The sequence below is a fragment of the Haloarchaeobius pelagicus genome (assembly GCF_051207375.1).
Lineage (GTDB): Archaea > Halobacteriota > Halobacteria > Halobacteriales > Natrialbaceae > Haloarchaeobius.
On sequence record NZ_JBPJZD010000001.1, the window covers coordinates 2342063 to 2364355 of the forward strand.

Annotated in this window: 33 protein-coding genes; 25 read left to right on the plus strand and 8 right to left on the minus strand. The window is 57.7% G+C overall.

What is annotated here, in order from left to right; all coding sequences use genetic code 11:
- Nucleotides 1-73: 73 nt before the first annotated feature.
- On the plus strand, nucleotides 74-574 hold the full coding sequence (locus ACSC1S_RS12290) for a hypothetical protein (protein WP_435364529.1): 501 nt from the start codon (nucleotides 74-76) through the stop codon (nucleotides 572-574).
- A 269-nt stretch (nucleotides 575-843) separates the two neighbouring features.
- On the plus strand, nucleotides 844-984 hold the full coding sequence (locus tag ACSC1S_RS12295) for a DUF7563 family protein (protein WP_435364530.1): 141 nt from the start codon (nucleotides 844-846) through the stop codon (nucleotides 982-984).
- A 15-nt stretch (nucleotides 985-999) separates the two neighbouring features.
- Here ACSC1S_RS12295 and ACSC1S_RS12300 read toward each other — a convergent pair whose 3' ends face one another.
- Nucleotides 1000-2214: a hypothetical protein gene (locus ACSC1S_RS12300; protein ID WP_435364531.1), complete on the minus strand. Its 1215-nt coding sequence runs from the start codon at nucleotides 2212-2214 to the stop codon at nucleotides 1000-1002.
- A 130-nt stretch (nucleotides 2215-2344) separates the two neighbouring features.
- On the opposite strand from ACSC1S_RS12300, the gene ACSC1S_RS12305 reads away from it, so the two are divergent.
- The 10 genes from ACSC1S_RS12305 to ACSC1S_RS12350 all read left to right on the plus strand — a co-directional run bounded on the left by ACSC1S_RS12305 (nucleotide 2345) and on the right by ACSC1S_RS12350 (nucleotide 8497).
- Nucleotides 2345-2779, plus strand: a complete 435-nt coding sequence (locus ACSC1S_RS12305; RefSeq protein ID WP_435364532.1) for a DUF8023 family protein — start codon at nucleotides 2345-2347, stop codon at nucleotides 2777-2779.
- Between the two features lie 35 nt (nucleotides 2780-2814).
- A complete protein-coding gene (locus ACSC1S_RS12310) occupies nucleotides 2815-2967 on the plus strand; it encodes a hypothetical protein (RefSeq protein ID WP_435364533.1) in 153 nt (50 codons plus the stop codon).
- Complete coding sequence (locus ACSC1S_RS12315; RefSeq protein WP_435317946.1) at nucleotides 2964-3212, plus strand: hypothetical protein; 249 nt, start codon at nucleotides 2964-2966, stop codon at nucleotides 3210-3212. Before ACSC1S_RS12310 ends, ACSC1S_RS12315 begins: the two co-directional genes overlap by 4 nt.
- Nucleotides 3199-4812 carry an Env/VP5 family phage fusion protein gene (locus ACSC1S_RS12320; RefSeq protein ID WP_435364534.1) on the plus strand — a complete coding sequence of 538 codons (1614 nt, stop codon included), beginning with the start codon at nucleotides 3199-3201 and terminating at the stop codon, nucleotides 4810-4812. Before ACSC1S_RS12315 ends, ACSC1S_RS12320 begins: the two co-directional genes overlap by 14 nt.
- 25 nt (nucleotides 4813-4837) lie before the next feature.
- On the plus strand, nucleotides 4838-5404 hold the full coding sequence (locus ACSC1S_RS12325) for a DUF8063 family protein (RefSeq protein ID WP_435364535.1): 567 nt from the start codon (nucleotides 4838-4840) through the stop codon (nucleotides 5402-5404).
- Nucleotides 5401-6264, plus strand: a complete 864-nt coding sequence (locus ACSC1S_RS12330) for a DUF8125 domain-containing protein (RefSeq protein WP_435364536.1) — start codon at nucleotides 5401-5403, stop codon at nucleotides 6262-6264. Before ACSC1S_RS12325 ends, ACSC1S_RS12330 begins: the two co-directional genes overlap by 4 nt.
- Before the next feature lie 3 nt (nucleotides 6265-6267).
- Nucleotides 6268-7440 carry a hypothetical protein gene (locus tag ACSC1S_RS12335; protein ID WP_435364537.1) on the plus strand — a complete coding sequence of 391 codons (1173 nt, stop codon included), beginning with the start codon at nucleotides 6268-6270 and terminating at the stop codon, nucleotides 7438-7440.
- 172 nt (nucleotides 7441-7612) lie between these two features.
- Nucleotides 7613-7924 carry a hypothetical protein gene (locus ACSC1S_RS12340; RefSeq protein ID WP_435364538.1) on the plus strand — a complete coding sequence of 104 codons (312 nt, stop codon included), beginning with the start codon at nucleotides 7613-7615 and terminating at the stop codon, nucleotides 7922-7924.
- Nucleotides 7911-8300, plus strand: a complete 390-nt coding sequence (locus ACSC1S_RS12345; protein ID WP_435364539.1) for a DUF5658 family protein — start codon at nucleotides 7911-7913, stop codon at nucleotides 8298-8300. The genes ACSC1S_RS12340 and ACSC1S_RS12345 overlap by 14 nt, the downstream gene beginning before the upstream one ends.
- Complete coding sequence (locus tag ACSC1S_RS12350; RefSeq protein ID WP_435364540.1) at nucleotides 8297-8497, plus strand: hypothetical protein; 201 nt, start codon at nucleotides 8297-8299, stop codon at nucleotides 8495-8497. Before ACSC1S_RS12345 ends, ACSC1S_RS12350 begins: the two co-directional genes overlap by 4 nt.
- A 6-nt stretch (nucleotides 8498-8503) precedes the next feature.
- On the opposite strand, the gene ACSC1S_RS12355 is transcribed toward ACSC1S_RS12350, so the two are convergent.
- Nucleotides 8504-8650, minus strand: coding sequence for a hypothetical protein (locus ACSC1S_RS12355; protein WP_435364541.1), 147 nt, complete (start codon nucleotides 8648-8650; stop codon nucleotides 8504-8506).
- A gap of 51 nt (nucleotides 8651-8701) precedes the next feature.
- On the opposite strand from ACSC1S_RS12355, the gene ACSC1S_RS12360 reads away from it, so the two are divergent.
- Complete coding sequence (locus tag ACSC1S_RS12360; protein ID WP_435364542.1) at nucleotides 8702-8881, plus strand: hypothetical protein; 180 nt, start codon at nucleotides 8702-8704, stop codon at nucleotides 8879-8881.
- A 33-nt stretch (nucleotides 8882-8914) separates the two neighbouring features.
- Here the strand turns inward: ACSC1S_RS12360 and ACSC1S_RS12365 are convergent, their stop codons facing one another.
- The 5 genes from ACSC1S_RS12365 to ACSC1S_RS12385 form a co-directional block, all read right to left on the minus strand.
- The gene (locus tag ACSC1S_RS12365) at nucleotides 8915-9358 is read right to left on the minus strand and encodes a hypothetical protein (RefSeq protein WP_435364543.1); all 444 of its coding nucleotides are present in this window, start codon (nucleotides 9356-9358) and stop codon (nucleotides 8915-8917) included.
- 729 nt (nucleotides 9359-10087) lie between these two features.
- The gene (locus ACSC1S_RS12370; RefSeq protein WP_435364544.1) at nucleotides 10088-10741 is read right to left on the minus strand and encodes a recombinase family protein; all 654 of its coding nucleotides are present in this window, start codon (nucleotides 10739-10741) and stop codon (nucleotides 10088-10090) included.
- Nucleotides 10742-10860: 119 nt separating this feature from the next.
- Nucleotides 10861-11385 carry a type IV pilin domain-containing protein gene (locus tag ACSC1S_RS12375; RefSeq protein WP_435364545.1) on the minus strand — a complete coding sequence of 175 codons (525 nt, stop codon included), beginning with the start codon at nucleotides 11383-11385 and terminating at the stop codon, nucleotides 10861-10863.
- Nucleotides 11385-11810, minus strand: a complete 426-nt coding sequence (locus ACSC1S_RS12380; RefSeq protein WP_435364546.1) for a type IV pilin domain-containing protein — start codon at nucleotides 11808-11810, stop codon at nucleotides 11385-11387. The genes ACSC1S_RS12375 and ACSC1S_RS12380 overlap by 1 nt, the downstream gene beginning before the upstream one ends.
- A 1-nt stretch (nucleotide 11811) precedes the next feature.
- A complete protein-coding gene (locus ACSC1S_RS12385) occupies nucleotides 11812-12183 on the minus strand; it encodes a type IV pilin domain-containing protein (protein ID WP_435364547.1) in 372 nt (123 codons plus the stop codon).
- Between the two features lie 542 nt (nucleotides 12184-12725).
- On the opposite strand from ACSC1S_RS12385, the gene ACSC1S_RS12390 reads away from it, so the two are divergent.
- The 4 genes from ACSC1S_RS12390 to ACSC1S_RS12405 all read left to right on the plus strand — a co-directional run bounded on the left by ACSC1S_RS12390 (nucleotide 12726) and on the right by ACSC1S_RS12405 (nucleotide 14503).
- Nucleotides 12726-13535 (plus strand): hypothetical protein, encoded by an 810-nt coding sequence (locus ACSC1S_RS12390; protein ID WP_435364548.1) that lies wholly within the window; start codon nucleotides 12726-12728, stop codon nucleotides 13533-13535.
- 154 nt (nucleotides 13536-13689) lie between these two features.
- Nucleotides 13690-13878, plus strand: a complete 189-nt coding sequence (locus ACSC1S_RS12395) for a hypothetical protein (protein ID WP_435364549.1) — start codon at nucleotides 13690-13692, stop codon at nucleotides 13876-13878.
- 5 nt (nucleotides 13879-13883) lie between these two features.
- The gene (locus ACSC1S_RS12400) at nucleotides 13884-14150 is read left to right on the plus strand and encodes a DUF8156 family protein (RefSeq protein ID WP_435364550.1); all 267 of its coding nucleotides are present in this window, start codon (nucleotides 13884-13886) and stop codon (nucleotides 14148-14150) included.
- A gap of 104 nt (nucleotides 14151-14254) precedes the next feature.
- Entirely contained in the window at nucleotides 14255-14503 is a 249-nt protein-coding gene (locus ACSC1S_RS12405) for a hypothetical protein (RefSeq protein ID WP_435364551.1), read from the plus strand.
- A 331-nt stretch (nucleotides 14504-14834) separates the two neighbouring features.
- Here ACSC1S_RS12405 and ACSC1S_RS12410 read toward each other — a convergent pair whose 3' ends face one another.
- Nucleotides 14835-16658 (minus strand): pentapeptide repeat-containing protein, encoded by a 1824-nt coding sequence (locus ACSC1S_RS12410; protein WP_435364552.1) that lies wholly within the window; start codon nucleotides 16656-16658, stop codon nucleotides 14835-14837.
- 518 nt (nucleotides 16659-17176) lie between these two features.
- Between ACSC1S_RS12410 and ACSC1S_RS12415 the strand changes: the two genes are divergently transcribed.
- From ACSC1S_RS12415 to ACSC1S_RS12450, 8 genes are all read left to right on the plus strand, one after another.
- On the plus strand, nucleotides 17177-17371 hold the full coding sequence (locus ACSC1S_RS12415) for a ribbon-helix-helix domain-containing protein (protein ID WP_435364553.1): 195 nt from the start codon (nucleotides 17177-17179) through the stop codon (nucleotides 17369-17371).
- Nucleotides 17371-18114, plus strand: coding sequence for a helix-turn-helix transcriptional regulator (locus tag ACSC1S_RS12420; RefSeq protein WP_435364554.1), 744 nt, complete (start codon nucleotides 17371-17373; stop codon nucleotides 18112-18114). The genes ACSC1S_RS12415 and ACSC1S_RS12420 overlap by 1 nt, the downstream gene beginning before the upstream one ends.
- The gene (locus tag ACSC1S_RS12425; protein ID WP_435364555.1) at nucleotides 18114-18926 is read left to right on the plus strand and encodes a DNA polymerase sliding clamp; all 813 of its coding nucleotides are present in this window, start codon (nucleotides 18114-18116) and stop codon (nucleotides 18924-18926) included. Before ACSC1S_RS12420 ends, ACSC1S_RS12425 begins: the two co-directional genes overlap by 1 nt.
- A gap of 2 nt (nucleotides 18927-18928) precedes the next feature.
- Nucleotides 18929-19084, plus strand: coding sequence for a hypothetical protein (locus ACSC1S_RS12430; protein WP_435364556.1), 156 nt, complete (start codon nucleotides 18929-18931; stop codon nucleotides 19082-19084).
- On the plus strand, nucleotides 19081-19401 hold the full coding sequence (locus ACSC1S_RS12435) for a hypothetical protein (RefSeq protein ID WP_435364557.1): 321 nt from the start codon (nucleotides 19081-19083) through the stop codon (nucleotides 19399-19401). The genes ACSC1S_RS12430 and ACSC1S_RS12435 overlap by 4 nt, the downstream gene beginning before the upstream one ends.
- Complete coding sequence (locus ACSC1S_RS12440; RefSeq protein WP_435364558.1) at nucleotides 19398-20450, plus strand: tyrosine-type recombinase/integrase; 1053 nt, start codon at nucleotides 19398-19400, stop codon at nucleotides 20448-20450. The genes ACSC1S_RS12435 and ACSC1S_RS12440 overlap by 4 nt, the downstream gene beginning before the upstream one ends.
- A 928-nt stretch (nucleotides 20451-21378) precedes the next feature.
- Nucleotides 21379-21795: a type IV pilin domain-containing protein gene (locus ACSC1S_RS12445; RefSeq protein WP_435364559.1), complete on the plus strand. Its 417-nt coding sequence runs from the start codon at nucleotides 21379-21381 to the stop codon at nucleotides 21793-21795.
- A gap of 1 nt (nucleotide 21796) precedes the next feature.
- Nucleotides 21797-22264: a type IV pilin domain-containing protein gene (locus ACSC1S_RS12450; protein WP_435364560.1), complete on the plus strand. Its 468-nt coding sequence runs from the start codon at nucleotides 21797-21799 to the stop codon at nucleotides 22262-22264.
- Nucleotides 22265-22293 lie beyond the last annotated feature (29 nt).

Consider the following 22293-nt stretch of genomic DNA (forward strand, 5'->3'; position numbering starts at 1 on the left):
CCTGTGGTACCACTGTCGGACCAGAGTGGTACCATTCCTGTCAGCCAATCCGAGGACAACCGGGGTGGTCGCCGTGAGTAAGCACATCCACGACGAGAACAACCGGAACAAGCAGGTCAAGTTCCGCATCAAGGAGGAGATGGCCGACGATCTCGCGGCCGTCGCCGAGGACAACGGGATGTCCAGGGCGGCACTCCTCCGTCAGCTCGTCGAGGACTGCATCGAGGAGAACGGTGGAACCAGCCAGGTAGGAAGCGACGAGTACTGGCCCGACCGCGAAGACCTCGCGGACCTCTACCGGACCTGTCTCAAGCACGCCAACGAGAAGCTCATCCTCAACCTTCGAGTGAAGGGCGGGATGGTCGCCGAGGACACCCGCTATTCGAAGGACGACCTCGTGGCGGCACTCCGTCCGCTGGAACAGCGCGGATTCGTCCGCGTCCAGATCGGGGGCGTCTACGGGCAGAACCTCAACGCCGAGGTCGCCGTTCGCGTGAAGCCGACGACGGCGGACCCGAAGCAGTGGAAGTACCGCAAGCGTTCCTTGAGTTCGGGGGTGGCCGCCGATGCGTGACACGACTCTCGTCATCCTCGGCATGGTCATCATCGCCCTCGGGATCTCGGTTCCCCTGGTGGTGATGTTCGGATGACTCGCGCTCATCGAGGCTGTGCCAGCTCGCTCACCGACCGCGAACACTTCGAAGCCCTCGGTCGCCGTCGTACCGTCGAGGCGCTCCTCGATGTCCGCCAACGGCGACTCACCGAACCCTACCACAGAAACAAGCCCCCCCGCTCTAACTCCGACGTAGAGCACGAGAGCGGGCCCGCGGGAGGACAATAGCCATGCCCAGATGTCAATCCTGCGGCGAACACGTCAGCAGAGCCTACGCACGAGTGAACGCGATCGGCGGTGTCGTTCACGAGTGCCCCAACTGCTCACACCAAAGTGTAGATAGACATCTACGAAGTACCGCTCCGCCATAATCTCCTTCTATTTTATCAAATCATTGGCAACCAGCTTTGGAATTTTGGGTATATCACTGGGTTTCGGTCATTAATCTCGGAGCTAATCGTGTCAAATACAGTTATCAGCCCGAGAAGCCATGATAAGAAGACTATGCAGACATCCAAATAATCTGGGGCTTGTTCGATTCCAAAAGAGAAACCCACAACTATCGACATATATGCCACCATAGGGAAAACAACTGAGAATATGATTGTTAATATATTCGCACTCAGTGCATCGTTTAATTCCTCTGGATTGAGGCGCTCTTTTTGCTGTTGAAGTTCATTCTGTTCCCTTTTCATTGAACGTATTTCCAACTTTATTTCGATTAGTTTTTCTTTTGATTGCTCAAGCTCATCTTCTCCAAGCATGCCCTCTAAATCGATTGTAGACCCTCGGTCTGGATGGGCGAATATATCCTCGTCCAGCTCACCCCCCATCTGGTTTTTTGCTTCGTTGAGCGTTTTGCCAAAAGTGCCAGAAAGAGAATTGTCAAAACGTTCGCTGAAATCCTTTATGTTATCTACGACTTCGTCATACTGTTTTTGAAGTTCGTCACTGGTAATCTTAGATAGCCTGTCGAGATCGTGCTTCTTTCGATATTTATTTACAAAATCTTCAAACGACAGTGGCTCACCAGGCCCGATAGATTCCAGAAATTCGGCTGTTTCTTCGTCGAATTCATCTTCGTATGATTCTGAATGATCTACCTCCGATTCCCACCCTTTCCCTCTATGCTCTTCAGCGTGTTCGCGTGCAAATCGAGCGGCAATTTTCTCGAATATTGTGTTTTGTTTTTCTTTTAAAATATCAAAGTGATGTGATTCTTCTCCATCACCCTCCAATTCCTCGAAATCGTCTTCATCAGAGAATTCCAACAGGGTTTCGTATATATCCTCCAATGATAAGTTCTCAACTGGTTCTTGAATATCTTCCCAGTCAAATTCCTCTATAAATTCATCCACCGTCTTTTCAGCCGATTCTCTTCTTTCCTGTTCACGTTGAGACCTAATCGAATCAACCGTTTCTTGATATTTGTCCCGCTGATCTTCTAACTTCTCAATTTCACCTGTAACTCTACTCAGACGCTGTAAAACCTGTCTACGGTCCCCTTTGATTTGGACATAGTTGTTTACTAATAGTGCAGTCAAAATCGCTACAAAAACACTAGCAGATGCAGCCAATGCACCATAGAATGGCCCTTCCATGACTATCTTACACACCGATTCCTTAGTTGAAGTCAAAAATATTGGTGGTGCGGTATTCCTTAGAGGATTGGTCAATTTAATAATCAAAACAATTTTCTAGACCGATTTGACACACCCTCGCCGAAGTTCCATGACTTCAGGCGAATTTGACTCAGAAGACGCACCCGGTTTCGCCGCCATCGTGCTCGGCGCAATCGGCCTCACGCAGATCGGTACCATCAGCGTGTACGGGTACAGCCTCGCAGACACCGCATTCAATCTCGGCGGCCAGGCCATCAGCTGGGCCGCACTCCTGGTCGTCGCCGGTGCGGTCTGGATCTCGGTCACCAACGAGGTCGAGCTCGGCGACTGGATCGGGATGGTCTCTGACGGAGACGACCCCCAGAACAAGAGCAAGAACCTCGAGACCGCCTACCGCGTCGCCGCGGCCGGGCTCATCCTCATCCCGCTGTTGATGGTGTTCGTCACCGAGTTCAGCAGCTTCGTGACCGGGAGCGACATCGCCGGCACCGCGGCCGCGATTACGATGGTCGCCGGCGCAGGTGTCGCGGCCTACGGCGGATAACCAACCCTACCCCTACCCGAGAGACCCATCCACCCATGTCATCCCACCCGTTTTCAGCGGCCCCAGAACTGCACGACCTCACCGGCCCCAGCCTCAGCAGCACGCCGACGGTCGAACTTACCTGCACCTGCGGGGAGTCCTACCAGGACCCGTCGCGGGCGCTCGACTGCTACGCGACTCATGAATGAGCCTTACAGACGAATTCGAGAAGCACGGACTCGGCCCCACACTGGTCGCGCTCACCCTCGCCATCGGGAGCGCGAACCGGGGCCTGCAAGAACTGTTCGGCGTCGACGCCGTGACGACGATCTTCGGCAGCCAGTACGGCAGCCTGCTGATGACCGCGGTCGGTATCGTCGGCCTGGTGAAGTTGGCCGAGTTGCTCACCGACCTGTCGGTGTTGCCGGAGGTGGTGAGCGATGAGCGACGGTAGTTCGCGGCTTCGGCGAATCGCGACTGTTTTCGCGGTTTTGGTCATCGTCGGGCAGGTTACGTTGGTCGCTCCGGCAGCGGCCTCGACGCCAGACAACCCCTGCCAGGAGGGAGTCATCGAGTTCATCGTCGACGGTGGGATCTGGGGGCACGTGTACGATGCGGGGCGGTGTAACGAGGCCCAACAGTTCGTCAATGCGACTCACGCAGACCTCTACGCGAGTTCGCTCGCGCTCGAGGACCTCGAAGAATCGAATATCGTCGCGCTCCGCAACCACCTCGAAGACGCCCGGACCTCGGCGAAAACCATCGCGAAGGCCGAGGCCCTGGAACAGTTCAAGAATGGTTCCAACCGCTCTGAAGCGAAAGCGGCTGTAAACCAGTCTCTGGAGGACTACTACGTCACACTTCAGCGCAACTTGCTGGAGGTCCACCGTAGCAACGTGAACCAGATGATCTACATCATCGGTGTCTACAACAACAACAGTCTCCCCGACTCGTCTGTCGGCTACGGGACTTCAAACACCAACAATGCGTATGAGGGCCCTCTCAACCTATCAACGATGAATAACCCCATCTCGGACTCTAACTACGAGTTCCACAATGGTACTCAAAACGCCACTCTTCTCAACGGGTCGAACGTTTCGATTCCGGTTATCAAGATGTGGGACACTGCTGGGACCTTCTACTACGCGACCACCAATCCAGATCACAGTCACTCTGCTTCGAACGGATACATCCTTGCGTTCGGTGTGTCTGACCCGGACGACTACACCAGTGGTCTCCCAATCAATTACACGAACGACACGGCTGGGCTCGCATACGATGGTGGTTCCTACCACCTCGCCTATAGCGACATCGAGGTCCAGTTCAATCAGACCAAGACCAACGGTTCTGCGTATGTCGATGCACTGTACGACACCTACGGTAACTACTCCGAGGTGAACGTAACCGAGGTTCTGGATCCAATCACGCTGACTAGTGAGTGGAGTACGAACCTCAACACTACCGGCTCCTACGGCTGGATTGCCGCTGAAATGGGCCTCGCTGGTCTCGAAGGGAACGTCAATAGTTCATTCACCATCAACTACACGCCTCACGCTGCCGACCAGTACGCAGGGACCCTGAACGGCTCTGGGAACTTCACTGACTCCGCCAACATCACGTCGGTCAACATGAGCGGTACTTTGTTTACCGGCTGGGCTCCGTCGAGCACGAACGGGACGTTCGAACGAGGCATGACCTACAACACCTCGAACGCTGACGCTCCGGTCTACTTCGTCAACCAGAGCGCCAACAGTTCGACCGTCATTGAGCTAGACGGAGAGTTTACCATCGAGTCGCTCGTCGACGTGACCTCTGGCAACGAAATAAACTCGACCACGCTTGAATCTCGCAACCAGCAAACGTGGAATGCCAGTTCCACCAGAGAGGAGATGATATCGCTCCTCGACTACCGAGACCAAGTCATCGACAACTACGACACTGGCGGCGGAGGTGGTGGTAGTCTATTCGAAGGGGTCAGCTTCGGAGGAGCCGCTATCGGCAGTCTCGTCGCCATCGCTGGCCTCCTCCTCCTCGCAGACCGTAGCGCAAGCTAACCACCCCACCAGACCCACATTTCCCATGAAACGCAGGACGTTCCTCACCAGCCTCGCCACGACCGGAGCCGCAACGCTCGCCAGCCAACCCGCACTCGCCCAAGAGAACACCACGAAGACCACCACGACACAGAAACCAGAGCCCCAGAGCGTAGTCCGCGAAGTCGGTTCCGTCGACATCCTCGACTACGACTACACCGACGGCGCATTCAACATCCAGATGCGCACTGACGCGCCGGTCTCCACCGCAACGATCTCCGAGCAGGTCACAATGGAGTCCGCCGGCTCGGGACGATTCAACATTCGCCAGCTCAACCTCACCGAGGGAAACGTCGTAGAGACCACCATCCCAGCCCAGAAGTTCGACAACAAGGCCGTCGTCACTATCACCACCAGCCAGAGCATCAACGACGGTTACGGCGTCATGCTCCAGGCCGGCAACGGCTTCGAACTGTTCAACTCGCCCGCGAACTGGGGCCTCGTCGGTGTCGGGTCCGTCGGCGGGTTCACTGGCGGCATCTACGGTGCGAAGCGCCGAGAGCAGGCCGCCAAGGACGAACAGAAAAAACGCGACATGGAGGTCGTCGAATGAGCACGTTCTCGAGCTACGCCCAGCTCCCCGGCGACATCCTCCGGCGGTACTTCCGCGAGATATTCGCCGGGGCGCTCGCGCTTGCACTCGCCGTCAGTGAGTTCGGTGTCGACCTGCCCTTCGATGCAATCAGTATCCCGCCACAGTTCAAGCTTGCAGGCTTGACCCTCGGCGGGTTCGCCGTCCTCGGCAGCGCCGCCTGGAGCATGTGGGGCGACGAGAAAGAACCCAACTGGCAGTACATCCACGAGGTCAACAAGGACGACCCCAGCACGCCGCGGGTGAGCAAGGTGACGCCCCAGGTCGTCCGCGAGATGCTCGTCATCGGCGGGCGTCTCCGCCCCATCGAGGGCTTCGACGGCCACTACAAGGTCCGCTTCTGGAACCACGACGTAGAGAACCCGGTCGCTCACGTTACGTGGGATCAGGTGCCCGACGACGCCGACATCATGGGTGCGAAGCCCAGCGAGATCGAGGAGGAAGTCGTCGGGATGCGTAACGAGTACGAGAGCCAGGTCCACAAGGCCCGGTACATCCAGACGCACCTGCCGATTCTCGTGCGGAAACTCGACCAGAAGCGGCTCGACGCCCAGAACAAGGCGCTCTCCGGCCACCTCGCGCCCTCGATGGGAGATGGGACTGTCGACGAACTGCTGAACAACATGCTCCCCGAGGACATCCTCCCCGACCGCTTCCAGGCGCGAGTCGAAGACATCGACCCGCGAGGCAAGAGCCACTTCGACCGCGTCAGTGAGGCCGCCGAAGACCAGCTCAAAGACGCCGCAGAGGAGAGCGAGGAGACCGACGAACCGCCCACACTCGACGAACCAGCAACCGGACCCGTTCCGGGGGACGACTAACCCATGAGCCAGAACAAGAAATCAGACCAGAGCGTCTACGCCGCTGGCCTTGCCCGCCAGTTCCTCCGTGGCGATCTCGACGGACTCGACCCCGAGTTTATCAACCAGTACGCCGGCCTCATCGACGACGAAGAGACGCTGGAACAGCTCAACTACTGGAAGAGCATCTACGAAGACGTCGGCGAGGACTTCGAATCGACTCGCCTGTACGAGATCGTCGTCGGGGACGCCGCCACGAAGAGCATGGACCGCGCGTTCTCCGATGGACAGGTCTCGAAGCTCCAGGGCGCGGTCGGTCTCGTGAGACAGCAGAACGACGCAACTGACGCCCTCGCCGAAATCGTCCGCCGGCTCTCCCAAGAGGGAACCATCGCGGTCGTCACCGGCCCGCCTGGTGCCGGGAAGACGTCGACCACCGTCGACATCGCCCGCGCCTGGGGTGCATGGACCGGCGGGAAGATGTACGGCGTCACCACCTGGGACGGCTTCGACCAGGTCGTGAGCAGCGACCTCGAGATGCTGGAAGCGATGGCCTCGCACAAGAATCCCTCGCTGGGCGTCCTCGACGAGACGATGCAGGAACTCACGGGCCGCGGGGCCGACGTCGAGAAGGCCGAAGTGTTCGCGACCCGGGCCAGCCTCATTAGGAAACGCGAGGACGAACATGGCCCGCACCCGAAGAAAGGCAGTCTGCTGCTGGTCTCGCACGTCTGGGGGCGAATGAACAAGCCGACCCGCGAGATGACCACGCTCGTCATCCAGAAGCCCTCGCGCGCCGACCCGGGGAAGGTCGTGCTCTGGGAGAGCGAGGGCGGCGAGGACTCCCGCGAGAAGATCGCCGAGTTCACCGGCCTCACCGACTCCCGCGAGACGTTCCCCGAACACGAGGCCAGCTCGTTCCGCATCGTCCTCGACGAAGACGAGGAAGACGAGGACGGCCCGAGTGTCGCCGAGGTCGAGAAGCGCAAGGACATCGAGACGGCCATCCGGGCCGCGAAGCCGTGGACAGACGACGGCGGGATGAACTACCGCGAGATAGCCGACACCAGCCAGAACGGCGAGGAGAGCAACGGAATCGTGCCATACGGGAAGAGTTGGGTCGGCGAGAAGGTACGCGAGTGGAAGAGCGGACAGTACCGCGACCTCGTGGACGACCCGAGGGGTGAAAACGCATGATGGCGCGACGGGTGGGCGCTGTCCACCACCACACACCCCCCGGACGGCATTATAGTATATACTATACGGGGGGCCCTGGCCGGGTTTCTCCGGACACCCGAACCCGAACCGGGGCCCGAAAATCGGTTCTGAGAGCGATTTCGAGCGGAAATCAAGGGGTGTGCAACTGACGATGGCGAGATTCGAACTCTCGAAGCGAGAGAAGACGCTTATCGTCGGTGTCGGCGCGCTCGCACTCGTCGCAGGCGTCTGGCTTGGCCTCTGGATGGTCCCCGACGCCGCCCTCGACGTTCCCAAGGAGACGGTCACGGGCTACGAGGGACGCGAGGTCGTCGACGCTCGGTACCAGCCCGTGCCGACGTGGCTCCCGATCTTCTCGTTTGGGGTTCCCCTGGTGGCCGCGTTCTCGATTGCGCGGATCTACGGCTTCGGTCCGGAGCCAGACAGTGAGGTTCCTGGAGGTGATGGACATGGCGACGACTGAGCGCCAGCTCCGCCTCGACGTCGTCCGTGAGTTTCTCCACGATTGGCTCGGGGCGTACCTGTGGAGTCTCGCTGTCCTCACCTGGGGTGTCGGCGACACCGTCACGACGTGGATGGGCATACGGCACCCCTACGCCTTCGAGAGCGTCCCGATCAACTCGTGGGCGATGGAGCACGCCGGTATCCTCGGCCTCGTCGCGATCAAGGTCGTCGTGCTCGCCTCGCTGTTGGTCATCTATCGCGTGAGCCCGCGACTCGTCGAGAGACATCTGGGCATCGACGCTTGGCCAGTGTATCACGCCATCCCGGCTGGTGTCCTCGTGAGCGGGGCGCAGTTGACGCTTGGGAATCTCGTGGTCCTCGGGGTGGTGGCATGAAGACCATCAGTAAGGCCACGCTCATCGGTTCAGCCATCGGTGTCGTACTCCTCGAACCCATTGGCATCTACGCCGCCGCAGCGTTCATCATCATCGGCGCGGCACTCCATTGCTGGTACCAGGGTCGTCAGGACGCCGAGGACATCGATGACGCCGAAGCTGCCCGCCGTGCCTACTTAGACGGCGACATCACCTAGACCGAGTTAGAGCGCCGTCTCGCTCTCGCTCTCGACGAGGACCGCCAGCAAGTCCGCGACGCTGTAGAAGAAGTCTCCGGTGTCGGACCCGGGACCAGCGCCGCCATCGCCATGGAGTACCGGTGTCTCGCCGAACTCGAATCGCTCAAACACCGATAATCCTATCGCCGAAAATACTATTTCTTTCCGTAAAAATCTGTAGGCATGGGAGAGCTTGAGGCTGGAATCGTGGCTATTCCCCTGATGATTATCGTAATAGGTGTCTTTCTGGCTCACTTGTACGGTATCGACACTACAGGACTCAGTTCGCTGATTCAACCCCTAACTGTCCTCTTCGTGTTCATCGCTCTGTTTGTCGGTCTTGTCCGAGCAGTCCTGAATTGATTAGTTGCGTCGGTCCACCGACCAGGAAAGCTACTACCAGCGGCTCGTCGGAGACGCTTCCATTAGCATCCACGCGATTCCAATCAGCATTACTCCTCCGAAGGGTTCGTACGGGAGGGCCATTCCCCCGAACAGTGCAACAACGAATGAGCCAGCGGCGAACCATCTGCCGTTTTCCCACATCACACCCAGCCCAAGAATCAGGGTTAAGACGGTCTCAATAGTTACAATCGCCGTTATCCATTCCGGAAAACCTGTTGGCACTACTTCAAAAAGATGTGCTACTTCTACTGCAATATCACCAAAAGGCGAAAGATCGATTGAATATATCAAGCCTGCTGAAACAGCAACTCCAGTGACAGTCCGTTTCTGATTTTCTGGTTTAAGTGCATCAATCACTCTTGCGACGACAGTAAATAGAAGTAAGGCGGCGATTCCCCCGCCAATCCAAGACAGAACGATTTGTTCATTTGCCATTGGTGTATACTAATCTCGCACCGTTAATAATACTTGTAGGATAATTTTCTTGTAGGATAATTTTTGTTTCTACGCCACTATTCTAACACCTCCCTGAACGCGGTGCGGGCCATCTTCCGAGATCCACCCATTCCCAGAACCGGCTCATTTCGTGTTTTCCCCCTAACGTGCAATCGAACTACATCAAAACAAGATTGGTATCAATAATCTCTCCCGTAGGTTTGAGGTTTTACCAATGAATAGGATTCTCTGTACAAATAGTGCATCTAATATGAAACGGTGTGCTGCTAATAGGCTCGCCCAGATACTAAATTTCAGTCTTCAATTTTGAATTTAACCCACTCAGCATTTTGGTTCTCGTCTATTAGATACGTATACGCACATTGTTTGCATCGATGTTCGAGTGGGTAGTGAAGACCGTCGTTACAGGCATCACACATGACTTCGTCAGCACGCCTACTGTAATAGAATATTCCCCCACATTCACACTGCAACGGTGCTTCAAAATAATCACAGGAAGGACAATCGGTCCAAATACTCTCAAACTCTGCCCTGTATGATGGAGATGAACTAAACAGTCCCATTTCCAAACATTCCATACGGCGGGTGCATATATTTGTTGGCCGTGTTATGTTTGTGATGATTTTCTCGGGCCCTCTACTACCCTATTCTGTAGTTGGAAAAGAATATGTCGAATTAAATGTGGTCCTATCTAGATAAATTGAATAACTATAGCCCGTACAGTTCACCTCTGTCTTTGATTGCCCGCGAGATAGTCGCCCGTCCACAGTCGAGTTCACCAGCCGCCTTCCGCTTACTCAGGTCACCCGACGCCACCATATCCAGCACCGTCGTCACCTGGTCGTAGGTCTCCGCCTCGACCAGCTCACCGTCGTCCTTCTCGAACCCAAGCGGAGCCGGCCCATGATGGTAGTCCTCGTTCTGCATCCGCGCCGCGATACCCTCGCGAGTCCGCTTCTGCGCCATCTCCGCCTCCAACTGGGCGAACACGCCGAGGAGCCGAAACAGCGCGTTCTGGAACGGGTCATCATCACCCGGGCGAATCACGAGCGACTCCGAGATGATGTGCAGTTCCACGCCAACCTCCTCCAGCCGGTCGACAGTCCGCTCCAGGTCACGGATGGACCGAGAGATGCGCGAGATGCTGTGCGCCACGATGGCCTCGACCTCGCCCGCCTCGGCATCCGCCATCATCTCGCGGTACCCCTCACGCGAGGTGTCGGTGCCCGTGCTCTTGTCGCGGTACGTCTCGATCTCGTCGAGACCCGCACCGAGTCGCTCTTGGGCGTAGTCGTGAGTGGACTGGAGCTGGCGGTCGAGGTTCTGTTCCACGGTCGAAACGCGACAGTAGCAGGCGAACATTCGGCCAGGGTGTGTCAACTAATAAATGAAGTAGTTTATGGACAGACTGGCCAAGAACGTCCGAGAATTCTCAGCCCTAATAGACTTCCCAATCTAAAAAAATAGATTCAGTCCCGAAGCTACGGAATCTGGCTAGTGAAGATAACCTGGCTACTGTCGCTGGACGGACTACTCCAGATTATCTGAACCTTGTCTCCAGGTTCCATAGCAAGGTCGTCAGTACCACTGCTAGGGTAACTGGCACCACTGGCGTTATATTCCGTTATTGTTACTGAGGCGCCTGCAGAGACGGTGCTCGAACTGAACTGGTCACCGCTGGCAATGTAATTCCCAGCTGCACCTAAATTCTCTACAGTATCTGCACCATTCCCGCCAATGGAAACCGACAGAGTCGATACGTCGATTGAATCACCGCCCTCATGTGTTAGGACGATTGTATCGGTAGCGTCCGCGCCGCCGGTTTCGTAAGTGTCTGGGTATTCCGCAGCCCAGGAGGCCTGCGGGACCTTCTCTTGACTACCGCCGATATTCAGCACGAACGCACCGATGACAGCCGCGAGAATGACCGTAATCGCGACCATGAGGATCACACCGATGACCGGCGAGACCGCGTCGTCGTCTGTAAAGAGGTTTTTCAGATTCATTACTTGGTTGCTAGTATCTGAGTCGAGTCACTCGACGGGCTCTTCCAGATGACGTTGAGTTCGCCACTGTATTGAACGGTAGCAGAATTTCCAGCAGTGACATCGCCACTGGAGGAGGTGCAAGTGTTCCAATCCGTCTCTGTACCATCACTCAGGTATAGGTTTGCGCCGTCAATCGCGTCACCACCATCGTGGTTGACCGTCACGTAAGAACCCGTGCCACCAAGTGCACAGTCCGTCGTAACGGCCGAGGTTTCCTCATCGAACGAGAAGCTCGCTGATGGGACTTTTTCTTGACTACCGCCGATGTTCAGGACGAACGCGCCGATGACCGCCGCGAGGATGACCGTAATCGCGACCATGAGGATCACGCCGATGACCGGCGAGACCGCGTCGTCGTCTGTAATGAGGTTTTTCAGATCCATTTTATTCACTCTGGGCCAATATTTGAGAGTTATCGCTACTGGACGAGGTCCAGACCACAATTACCTCACCACCTGTTCCACTATCGGCCATGGTGTCTCCGGCCGAGTAAGTACCGTCGTCAGTAACTTTGGAGTAGGAGCCACTTCCTTCAATGGTTATCGTAGACTCATCGATTGAGTCACCACCGTCATGGGTGACCTCAGAATTTGTAATCGTAATGCTGGCCTGCGGGACTTTCTCCTGACTCCCACCGATGTTCAGTACGAATGCTCCAATCACAGCCGCGAGAATGACCGTTATCGCGACCATGAGGATCACGCCGATAACCGGCGAGACCGCGTCGTCGTCTGTAAAGAGGTTTTTCAGTTCCATGTTTGCGTGTTGTATCCCACACCGTCCGGCCGCATGTGAGCGCCTGCCTGGGGAATGCGGCAGGTCCCGTGCTCACCGGAACCGTCTGGTGTTGCCAGATTCACCTATCTTGTGTGGGATAAAGGTATCCCATTATGAAAAAATTCTGGCACTAACCGTTCCTTAGTAATGGGCTTCAGCAGTGGACTGTAACCCGTCAAGCCTGCATTGAAATGGACATAGATAGTTCACAACTCCAGAAACCGACCGAATATCAATCGCGATAGTTCCGTTGTCTAAAAATGGTAAAATCCAGAGAAATAATCAGTCGGGGCCGACAGGCTTATTTATACGAGTCGTGCCGACACCGGCAAGACTCTCACGCGCGCTCACTAACGGGTCGTTGTCAGACATTCGATTCAAAACGGATTCGGGGAAAGCAACCCCCTCCCTGAACCCGGTGTGGGATACTGTAGGCGAGCATGACGACCCCGCCTATCTTGGCCCATGAACTGCGAATGTATAAATATATCACAGCGTTCACTGAACCTGAGAACACCCCGATGGCACTCGTCACCGAGCGCGACCTCGCCGACACCTTTCCAACCCAGCGAGGACTCACCGCATGGGACCGTGTCGAAGAGTATCGCGAAGTCATGTCCTACGCCTCGAAGCACCCGAACAAGGGAAGTAGCGCCATCTCGACCGCGCTCGAAGTCCCGCGGGGGAGAATCCGCCCGTGGCTCGACAGTGATAGCAAACCCGACCCTGTGAACGCCATCGACCACGCCCACGAGCTGGGCTGGCTCGACATCGCGCCAGGAACCGACAAGGCCAGCGGCCTCGTCAAGCTCGTCGCCTGGATCTACTCCGGCGGCTCCATCAGCGCCCAGGACTACCGTCCGACGTTCGCTGTCCGAAGTAGCTTCGGCGGGCCCGACAACATCGACCTCACCGTGTTGGAGACCGCGTTCGACGAACTCGGAGCGGAGCCGGCCGTCGTGCAACGCGAGAACGGCCGCGCGACCGAAGTCCGGCCGGGGTCGGACGCGGTTCTCCTCGGTCGGCTGCTGGCCGCCGCCGGCGCACCGGTCGGCGACAAGAACGAATCCACGTCGATAACTCTCCCCGACTGGCTTCCGGACGTGTTCAAATTCCACCAGCGCGAGTTCTGCCGAATCTACCTGCTGAATCGCGCGGTTGAGCGGGAGGGCCGACCAAATCACCGGTTCTGTATCGCCGAGGAACGACCTGATGCGTACCACCAGGAGCTTGCGGAGTTCTTCGAGACAGTCGCCGGTCTCGACGGCGCGACGATCTCGGAGCACAACCTCTACCTCTCCGACGACCTCGTCAAGGAAGTCCTCGACTGAACGTTCCGGAACGACTTCCGGCCCCTTTCCGGAACGGCGCGATTCCGGATTTAGAACCCCCTGAAGCTCTCGATACCCGCACTTCAGCCGACTTCCGGAACTTCCGGAACGGACACTCTGACACTTATCTTACACCTTCCCCTCCGTATATTCGATGCCCTGGAACAGTAGGCTGTTCACGATTCGAGTATCGACCGAAGACGACGGTTACTATGCGACCGAGGATGGGACCGACATCGTCGGCCACGGTGACACCCCGCAGGATGCAGTCGTCCAATACGCGCTGAAGTGCCGCGCGAGAATCGAACGCGCCGAAGCAGACGGCGAGCCCCAGCGGGTGTGATTCCGATGGGAAAGACCAACCCGACCTACCGCGACCACGTCCGGATGTGGCGAGAGGACACTGATACGTTCCGGCGGGCACTCCGACGAGAGCGTCAGGAGGCCTTCGACGAGGTACGCCGACACGCCGATCAGGTCGCCCACGCGGGGATGTACTACAACAGCACCAACCCGACAGAGACGATTATGTTATCGATTTGTACCTGCCAACAGCATCAGATTCGGCAGTTGCAGGAGCGGGTAGAGGAGATTGAAGCAGGGTCTGAGGAGTGATACTCGACGTATTCGAACAGAATTTCTAAGATGATTAACATCACTTTCACTTTCACCCCGGACAAGGATTCCGCCTTTTACCACACCACCCTCAAGGAGTCACGATGGCAGTCAGAGTGAACGTCGACGACGAGACCGACCGCTGGCGATGGAGCTGCCCCAATGGCCACCGCAACTGGGAGCCCACCAACCACCACTTCTGGTGCCAGACCTGTAGCAACCAACCAGACGCTGACGCCGTCTTCGACGAACTCCGAGACGAACGCACCGGCGACACCTACCACCGCGACGAACTCGAACTCATGACCTACGCAGGCCCATATACAGACGTCTACGGAGGCAACGGCCGATGAACTCACTTCTCGCACGCATCGAGACCTCGCATAGCCTCGAGATTACCATCGGGCCGGACGACCGCCGGCTCAGCACCGGTGAGAACTCAGACGAGACCACCCAGTGCTCGGTCTGTGACCGAAAAACTCCACGCGTGAACGCATACTCCCGCGGTTGGCGACTGCTCAACGTTCACGGTGACCCAGAGCGAATCTGCCCAGACTGCCTCTAATCCGGTTCTGTTGAAACCCTCAGTTATTGACGTTTTATTGGGACCGTGCTGAATACAGAGATTGAATTCGACATGTTGGCTTGAGTTTAATAGATATTAATAAATAAATCTTGGAACCATCAGCGATTGACCTGCCTCCCGAGCACGAAAATAAACAGGGCGATAAGCAGCGCCCCAGCAAGGGATTCAATTCCCACCAGTACCCGGGAGCCAGTTCCTTGTGGTGCGACATTGGCGTAGCCGATGGTCGTGAACGTAATAATGCTGAAGTACAAGCCGCGCCCGAGGTTCGCCAGTATGTCAGTGTTCTGGCAGGCTTGACCGAGCAGGCAATACCGAATCCCGGCATCCTCAACACCACCGAGAAACGGGTATAGAAGTCCGGAGCCAAGGATGATCAATCCCGACGTAGCGGTAATACGGCCCAAACTCTCGCCATGGCGGGAGACGCGGTAGTTGAGCCAGTCAATCTTGGCGCGGGCGTGGAGAAGGTACTTTTCTCGGTCGTTCCAGTTCATTTCGCGGGCGCGTCGGTGCCGGTTTTTCCGTTGGGCCTCCTGCTTGCGGATGTGGAATTGTCGGGCGCGGTCGGATATCGCGTTTTGTTCATGGAGCACCTCCAAGCGGCGGTAGGTCCACGCGGCGGCCTCGTAGGGATGTTGGTCGTAGTCTTCAAGCGGGTTGTCAGGGCGCTGTTCGTAGTCACACTGGCCGAAGGATCCACCATCCAAGTCAACAAAATGTGTTTTGCTGTTGATGCGAGTGTCACGGAAGACGGCCTGGTAGTAGCGAGCGTCCTGGAAATTTGCATCCCGGCAGTCTGCGTTGGCGAGGAGCGTTTCTTCGAAGACGGCGCGGTTGAGCGTGGCGTTCTGAAGATCAGTACTAGTGAGAACCGCGTTGGTGAGGGTTGAATCCGACAGATCGGCATTTTTGAGATCTGCCTCCACCAGGTCGGCACGAATGAGATTCGTCTCTGACAGATCAGCGCCCCGGAGGAATGCTCCCGATATATCGGCTGCTCCGAGATCTGCATCCCTCAGATCTGTACTCTGGAGATCCGCCTTCGACAGATCGGACTCCCGAAGATTCGCCTTCGACAGCTTGGCAAACTTCAAATTTGCTCCCGACAGATTGGCAAACTTCAGACTTGCCCCCGACAGATCGGCTCCATAGAGATACCCCTGTGACAGGATGATGCGTCGGAGGTTCGTTTCCGGCAGGTCGGCATGTTTGAGGTTCGCCCCCGACAAGTTGGCACCTCGGAGATCTGCTCCCGACAGATCGCCTCGGTAGAGGGTCACCCCCGGTAGGTCGGCATGCTGGAGGTTTGCCTCCGGCAGTTCGGACTCTGCAAGGCGTGCTCCTGACAGATCGGTACGAAAGAGGTTCGCCTCGGACAGATCGCCCCCGGAGAGGCTTGCTTCCGACAGGTTGGCACGCTTAAGATTTGCCCCCGACAAATCGGCTTTAATAAGATTCACTTTCGGCAAGTCAGATCTCTGAGCCTCCGTTCTCGATAGGTCGGCCGAGGGGAGGGTCGCCGCCCGAAGGTTGGCCTCTCGGAGATTCGCCTCCTTGAGGTCGGCCCCAAAGAGAGATGCACCTGTAAGGTCGGTACCAGAGAGGTTAGCGCCTCGGAGTCGACATTCATCGAACGAAATCTGGGCCTCCAGTTCCACGCCGACAACGAATGCTCCATCTAAATGTTCCGGCCCGTCGCCCCGCGCCGCCACGAGGTCATCGGTGGGCTTGCCATCAACTTCGGCATGCCAGATACAACGGTCCTCGTCTCGCCATGGTGGCCGCGTACAGCAAGCAATATTCCGGGATTCGTACCATTCCAGTAGGTCATCAATTAAAGGCAAATCCTCGATTACCTCTCCGACGTCTTCTGGCTGAAGCGTGAAGCCACACACGTCGTCGGGTACATCTATGACCATATCCCGCACACGAACGGGCCGAACAATAATCGTTCGCCCGACTTCCCCGTGCATGAACCGACCAATCTGCTACTACAACTCCGGCGGAGCGTCGGTGGTGTCCGCAAATAGGTACAGAATGATCTGCAAGATACGCGCCCTGTATTCAGCACGCCGCTCCGGTCATGCTCTGGAGTTACAACAGACCCTCTAATCCTCAACTTCAGCGTCAGAACCCCCGTACTTGATTATCTCGGGGTTGTTTACGAACGCCCGCATCAACTGCCTCAGGCCATCACTCCGGCTACCGTCGGCCGGTGCATGACCATCCACTGCGGCCTGCCTGTACGCCAACATAAACTGTTCCTCTAATTCTTGGTCGAGACGAAACGTAATCTGTGTGTCCCCGGAACCACTGGCATTGCTCATACTACAGGATTTGTCTCTCATTATGTGAATGCTCAGAAGAAATCACCGGCACCCACTGCATTGCAGGCAATGCCCGCAACACTTATTATGTGTTGCTATGAATGCCTGCAATGCAGACAATGCAAGTGACTGTCCGACTGGGTGATGTTGGAGACGAACTCCAGCAGCACCTCGATAACGTCGAAGAAAAGACCGGCTACAGGCCGAATAAGAGCGAAGTCGTGCGTGGGGCACTCCGCGAATACTTCGATACCACTGTGACGGACGACGACCAGCCCGCAGGTACGAAAGAGGGGGCCGCGTGATGACGGACCAACACCAACACGCGAACCCCGTGGAAAGTGGGGAGACGCCTGCCAGCGTAACCCCGAACGACGCTGACACCTGCCAGCAACAAGAGACCACCGACCTCCGTGAGGAGATCGACGGCATCACCGTCGCCACGACCGACCGCACCAGCCTCCGGTTCCAGCTTCACGCTGACGCCAAACCGGCCCTCCACCCGCTCGATCACGACGGCAGACCCCGCACGCTCTCCTGGCACGAACTCTCCTGTCGCTACCAGACTGGTGAGCTCTACCTGCCCGAAGAGAGCCCCTGTGTCCCGTTCGGCTCCACTACCGAAGTACTGGCCGCGCTCGCAGACGACGGTGACGGCGCGGAAGTCATGAAGGACCACGGGATACTCATCGCCGACGGCGGTACCACCTGGGCGGACCTGACCGCATTCCAGCGTGACTGCATGGAGGCCATCCACCGCCTCGACCGCGACGACGAGACCACCTATGGTCTCGCCATCAAGCGCGACCTGGAGGACAACTACGCCGAGGAAATCCACCACGGTCGCCTCTATCCCAACCTTGACCAGCTGCGCGAAGCGGACCTCGTTGAGAAGACCGCACTCGACAAGCGCACCAACGAGTACACTCTCACCGCCGCGGCTGAGGCGATGCTCGAAGAACACGCCGAGCGACTCGCCGACGCCTGCGGGTTCACCGTTCGGCAGCCCGCCACCGACGGCGGCGAAGACTGGGAGGTGACGGACTGATGAGCGCCGAAGCCGAGGCTGACACGGCCGACGATCAAGAACCAGAGACCAACACGGAGGCATTCCACACTGGCGGGTTCAAGGCCATCGTCGACGTCGGCACCCTCGACGCCTACCTCGACATCCTCGGCGCACTCGTCGAGGAGGCCATCATCGAACTCACCGAAGACGGCCTCCATACCCGAGCGAACGATCCGGGGAACGTCGCTCTGGTTGACGTGACCCTCCCCGCGGCCGAGTTCGAGAGCTACACCGCCAACGGTGGCATCCTCGGCATCGACATCGCGACGCTGAAGAACGCCATCGGCCTCGCCAGTGGGAAGGATGCACTGGTCACCCTCGAACTCAATGCCGAGACCTACAAGGTCGACGTGTCCGGGCACGACTTCAACTACGCCGTCGCGCCCATCGACCCCGACGCCATCCGGAGTCGGCCCGGAACGCCTGACCTGCCACGGACGAACACCATCGACATCGATGCTGGGCAGCTCAAGCGCGCCGCCTCCGGTGTCGACCTCGTCGACGATCATCTGAAACTCCTCGCTCACGCCGAAGAGGGTGAACTCCACGTCATCGGCGACGGCGACACCGACGACCTCGAGTTCTACTTCGGAGAAGACGACCTCTACGGCACAGACATCGAGGAGGATACGGAGACACTCCTCAGCCTCGACTACGTCGAGAAGACAGTCGCACAGATGGCTGGCACCGTCACAGTCACGCTCTCCGGCGAGTTCCCCGGTATCTTCGAGTTCGAACGCGCCGGCACCACGGCCGAGTACACCATCGCACCCCGGGTTCAGCGAGACTGACCATGCCTGTAGATGCAATCCGCGACTGCCCGAAGTGCGGCAGTACGACCACGGCAGAAGAGACGGAGTCCTTCGGGAACCGGAGCGAGGGCTACCGCGAGTGCGACAACCCAGACTGTAACTGGTACCTCGCCATCACCGGAGGTGCGCTCCCGTGACGTACAAGAACTCCACGCTCACGCAGGGCGAACTCGGTGCGGACCCGCGGGATCTGGTCAACACCGAAGCCGTCGACGAGGTCGTCACCGACACGCTTCGAGAGGGCCCGGCGGACGACGATGTCAGCCTCGAAGACATCCTTGCCGCGGCAGAAGCGGCTGCCCGCGGTACCCTCACCGACCACGAGTTCCGCCAGCTCGTCGATGAGGTTGTCGACGACATCCTCGACGAGACGGACGACCTCAGCAGCGACTGCCACCACACGCTCGACCAGTTCGCCGCCCCTGATCACGGCGGCGAGGAGGAAACGGCATGAGTCACGCGCAACAGACTCCAGAGGGCCTCTACCCCATCAAGCCGCGTGACGCCCGCGACGAATGGATCGACCACCAGAGTGTCGACCTCGCAGACTCCACCATCCGAAGCCACCGGCAGCGACTCCGGCACTTCGTGCGCTGGTGCGACGACCAGGATATCACGTCCATCCACCAGCTCGACGGCCGGACGCTCCACCAGTACGACCGACACCGGCGCGGGCAGGGCCTCGCTGCGACCACCCTGAAGGGCGAACTCACCACGCTACGGAACTTCATCGAGTTCTGCGAGCGCATCGAGTGCGCCCCGGAGGGACTCAGTGAGAAGATCGACCCGCCCACCCCGTCAAAACACGAGGAAGTCAGCGAGACGGTCCTCAAGTCGGGCCGGGCGCTTCGGCTCCTCGACCACCTGCGTAGCGAAGAGTACGGAACTCGCGACCACGCACTCTTCGAGTTCATGTGGAGCACGGGAGCCCGCGCCGGAGCGGTCGCCGGCGTCGACGTGACTGACTACGACAGCGATGCCGAGTATGTCGAGTTCCGACATCAGCCCGCGGAGGATACGCCGCTCAAGAACAAGTACGACGGCGAGCGCCCGGTCTCGCTCCCGAGCCGCGTCTGTGATGCACTCGACGCCTACCTAGATGGCCGAGATCGGTACAACACAGTCGACGACTACGGCCGGGAGCCACTGTTCACGAGCCGCTACGGCCGGCCCAAGCCGGGAACGATTCGGGACTGGATGTATCGACTCACGGTTCCGTGTCGCGTCGGAGAGTGCCCGCACGATGTCGACCCCGACGAGTGCGAGGCACTGAACAAGCCGAACGGCGAGAGCGCCTGCCCGTCGTCGCGGTCGCCGCACCCGGTTCGTTCCGGGTCGATCTCGTGGCAGCTCGCGTGTGGCATCCCGATGGAACTTGTCGAGGCACGAGTCAACGCGAGTCGCGAAGTCATCCTTCGCCACTACGATCTGCGTGGAGAGCACGCGAAGATGGAACAGCGCCGCAACCACATCATTCCACACCTCAACTACACGAAAGCATGAACGCCTGCCAGCACCACCAGCACGACCCGTCAGACCCCACGAGTATCGCCAAAGTGGCTATCTCGGCGGTCCCACTTTTGCGGAACGAAGCGCCACGATAGTGGCGCGTAGTGGAGAAAAAGTGGGAGCAGGTTGCGAGCGTAGCGAGCAACCGTGGTCCCATTTTCGAACCTCGTGAGAGAATGGTACCAGACTGCGAGTGTAACGAGCAGTCGTGGTCCCATTCTCGAGCTTCGTGAGGAAGTCCTGCCCGGAGTGAGCAGTCCTGATATCTCTCAGCACGAACGACCACGACCAGCACGGCAGTTGGCTCGGTAACGGTGGTGCCGGGAGGACGGCGACCGTGTCTTCACAGCTGGCAGTCAGTAACGAGTGACTCGACCGCGACCACCTCGTGACTGCAGCGACGATCTCGGTTCGTCACCCTCAGGCTGCGGCATGTGTCTGTGGTTGTCACTGTTGGTGATGTCTTTCAATTGCAATCCAATACAGGCCATACGACACGTTCCTTTCCGACATTCTCTGTCAGATTTCAACGTCAGACAGGGTCGACACGAAAGCGCGCGTGAGAGAATTGCCGGAACCGGACTCGAACTTATAAATAAGGCTGTCGGCCAACACCGGGTATTTCTCTGGAAGTTACCTTTCACAGACGCTGGAGAAATCAGCTTTGATAATCATTCGGTTTCTGGAGATATGAACTATCTTAGTCGGTTTCAATGGGGCCTTGACGGGTTACAACCCACTGCTGAAGTCGGTTCCTAACTACCCATTAAGATAAGAAATATTTCATATTGAGATAGGTTTATCCCATCCCAATGACCTTCCATCCGATAACACCTGACGGCACCGGCGAGCTACCCACCTGCCGCGTTCCCCTGGCAGGCGCTCGCCGGCTGTCGCACGGTGTGGGATACAACACGCAAACATGGAACTGAAAAACCTCTTTACAGACGACGACGCGGTTTCGCCGGTTATCGGCGTCATCCTGATGGTCGCCATCACGGTGATTCTGGCCGCAGTTATCGGCGCATTCGTACTGAACATCGGTGGCTCGCAGGAAGCTGCACCGCAAGCGCAGTTCGACTGGGCACCTGACACTGCTGCTGGAACCGTCGACGTTACGCACCAGGGTGGTGACGACATCGCAGAGGGCCAGATAACGGTTCAGGCAACTGGCGCGACTGCGGACAATTCTGTTTTCTCTTCAGGTAACACCTGGAGTGCAGGCCAGACTAAGACGGTAGTTTCTGCTGGTGCTGGTACCGGCGACAAAGTGAGCCTTGTTTGGGAAGCTTCGAGCGGTGACAAGTCGAACATCATTGGCGAGTACACGGTGAGCTAAGATGGAACTGAAAAACCTCTTTACAGACGACGACGCGGTTTCGCCGGTTATCGGCGTCATCCTGATGGTCGCCATCACGGTGATTCTGGCCGCAGTTATCGGCGCGTTCGTGCTGAACATCGGTGGTTCGCAGGAAGCGGCACCGCAGGCAAACCTCGCGTTCAGCTACGACGATGGAGGGACTCCCGGGTGGGGCGATACTACCGAACCCGAAAACTTCACCGTGACCCACGAAGGTGGGGATGACATTGACGCAAGTTCAATTAGTGTCACCATCTCTGGAGAAACCAACTCCAGTCTGACTTCGACGTGGTCGGCTGGTATGCCCAAAGTATTCGAAATCCAAACTGCTAGTGAATGGGACAGCGGTAGTGCTCCAGTGGTTTCGGGCGGCGAAGAAATCAACGTGGTCTGGGAGTCGTCGAGCGGCGACAAGTCGAACATCATCGCAACCGGCGAGCTGCCCTGATTTCAGGTAGTTTTCTAACTTCCATTCTT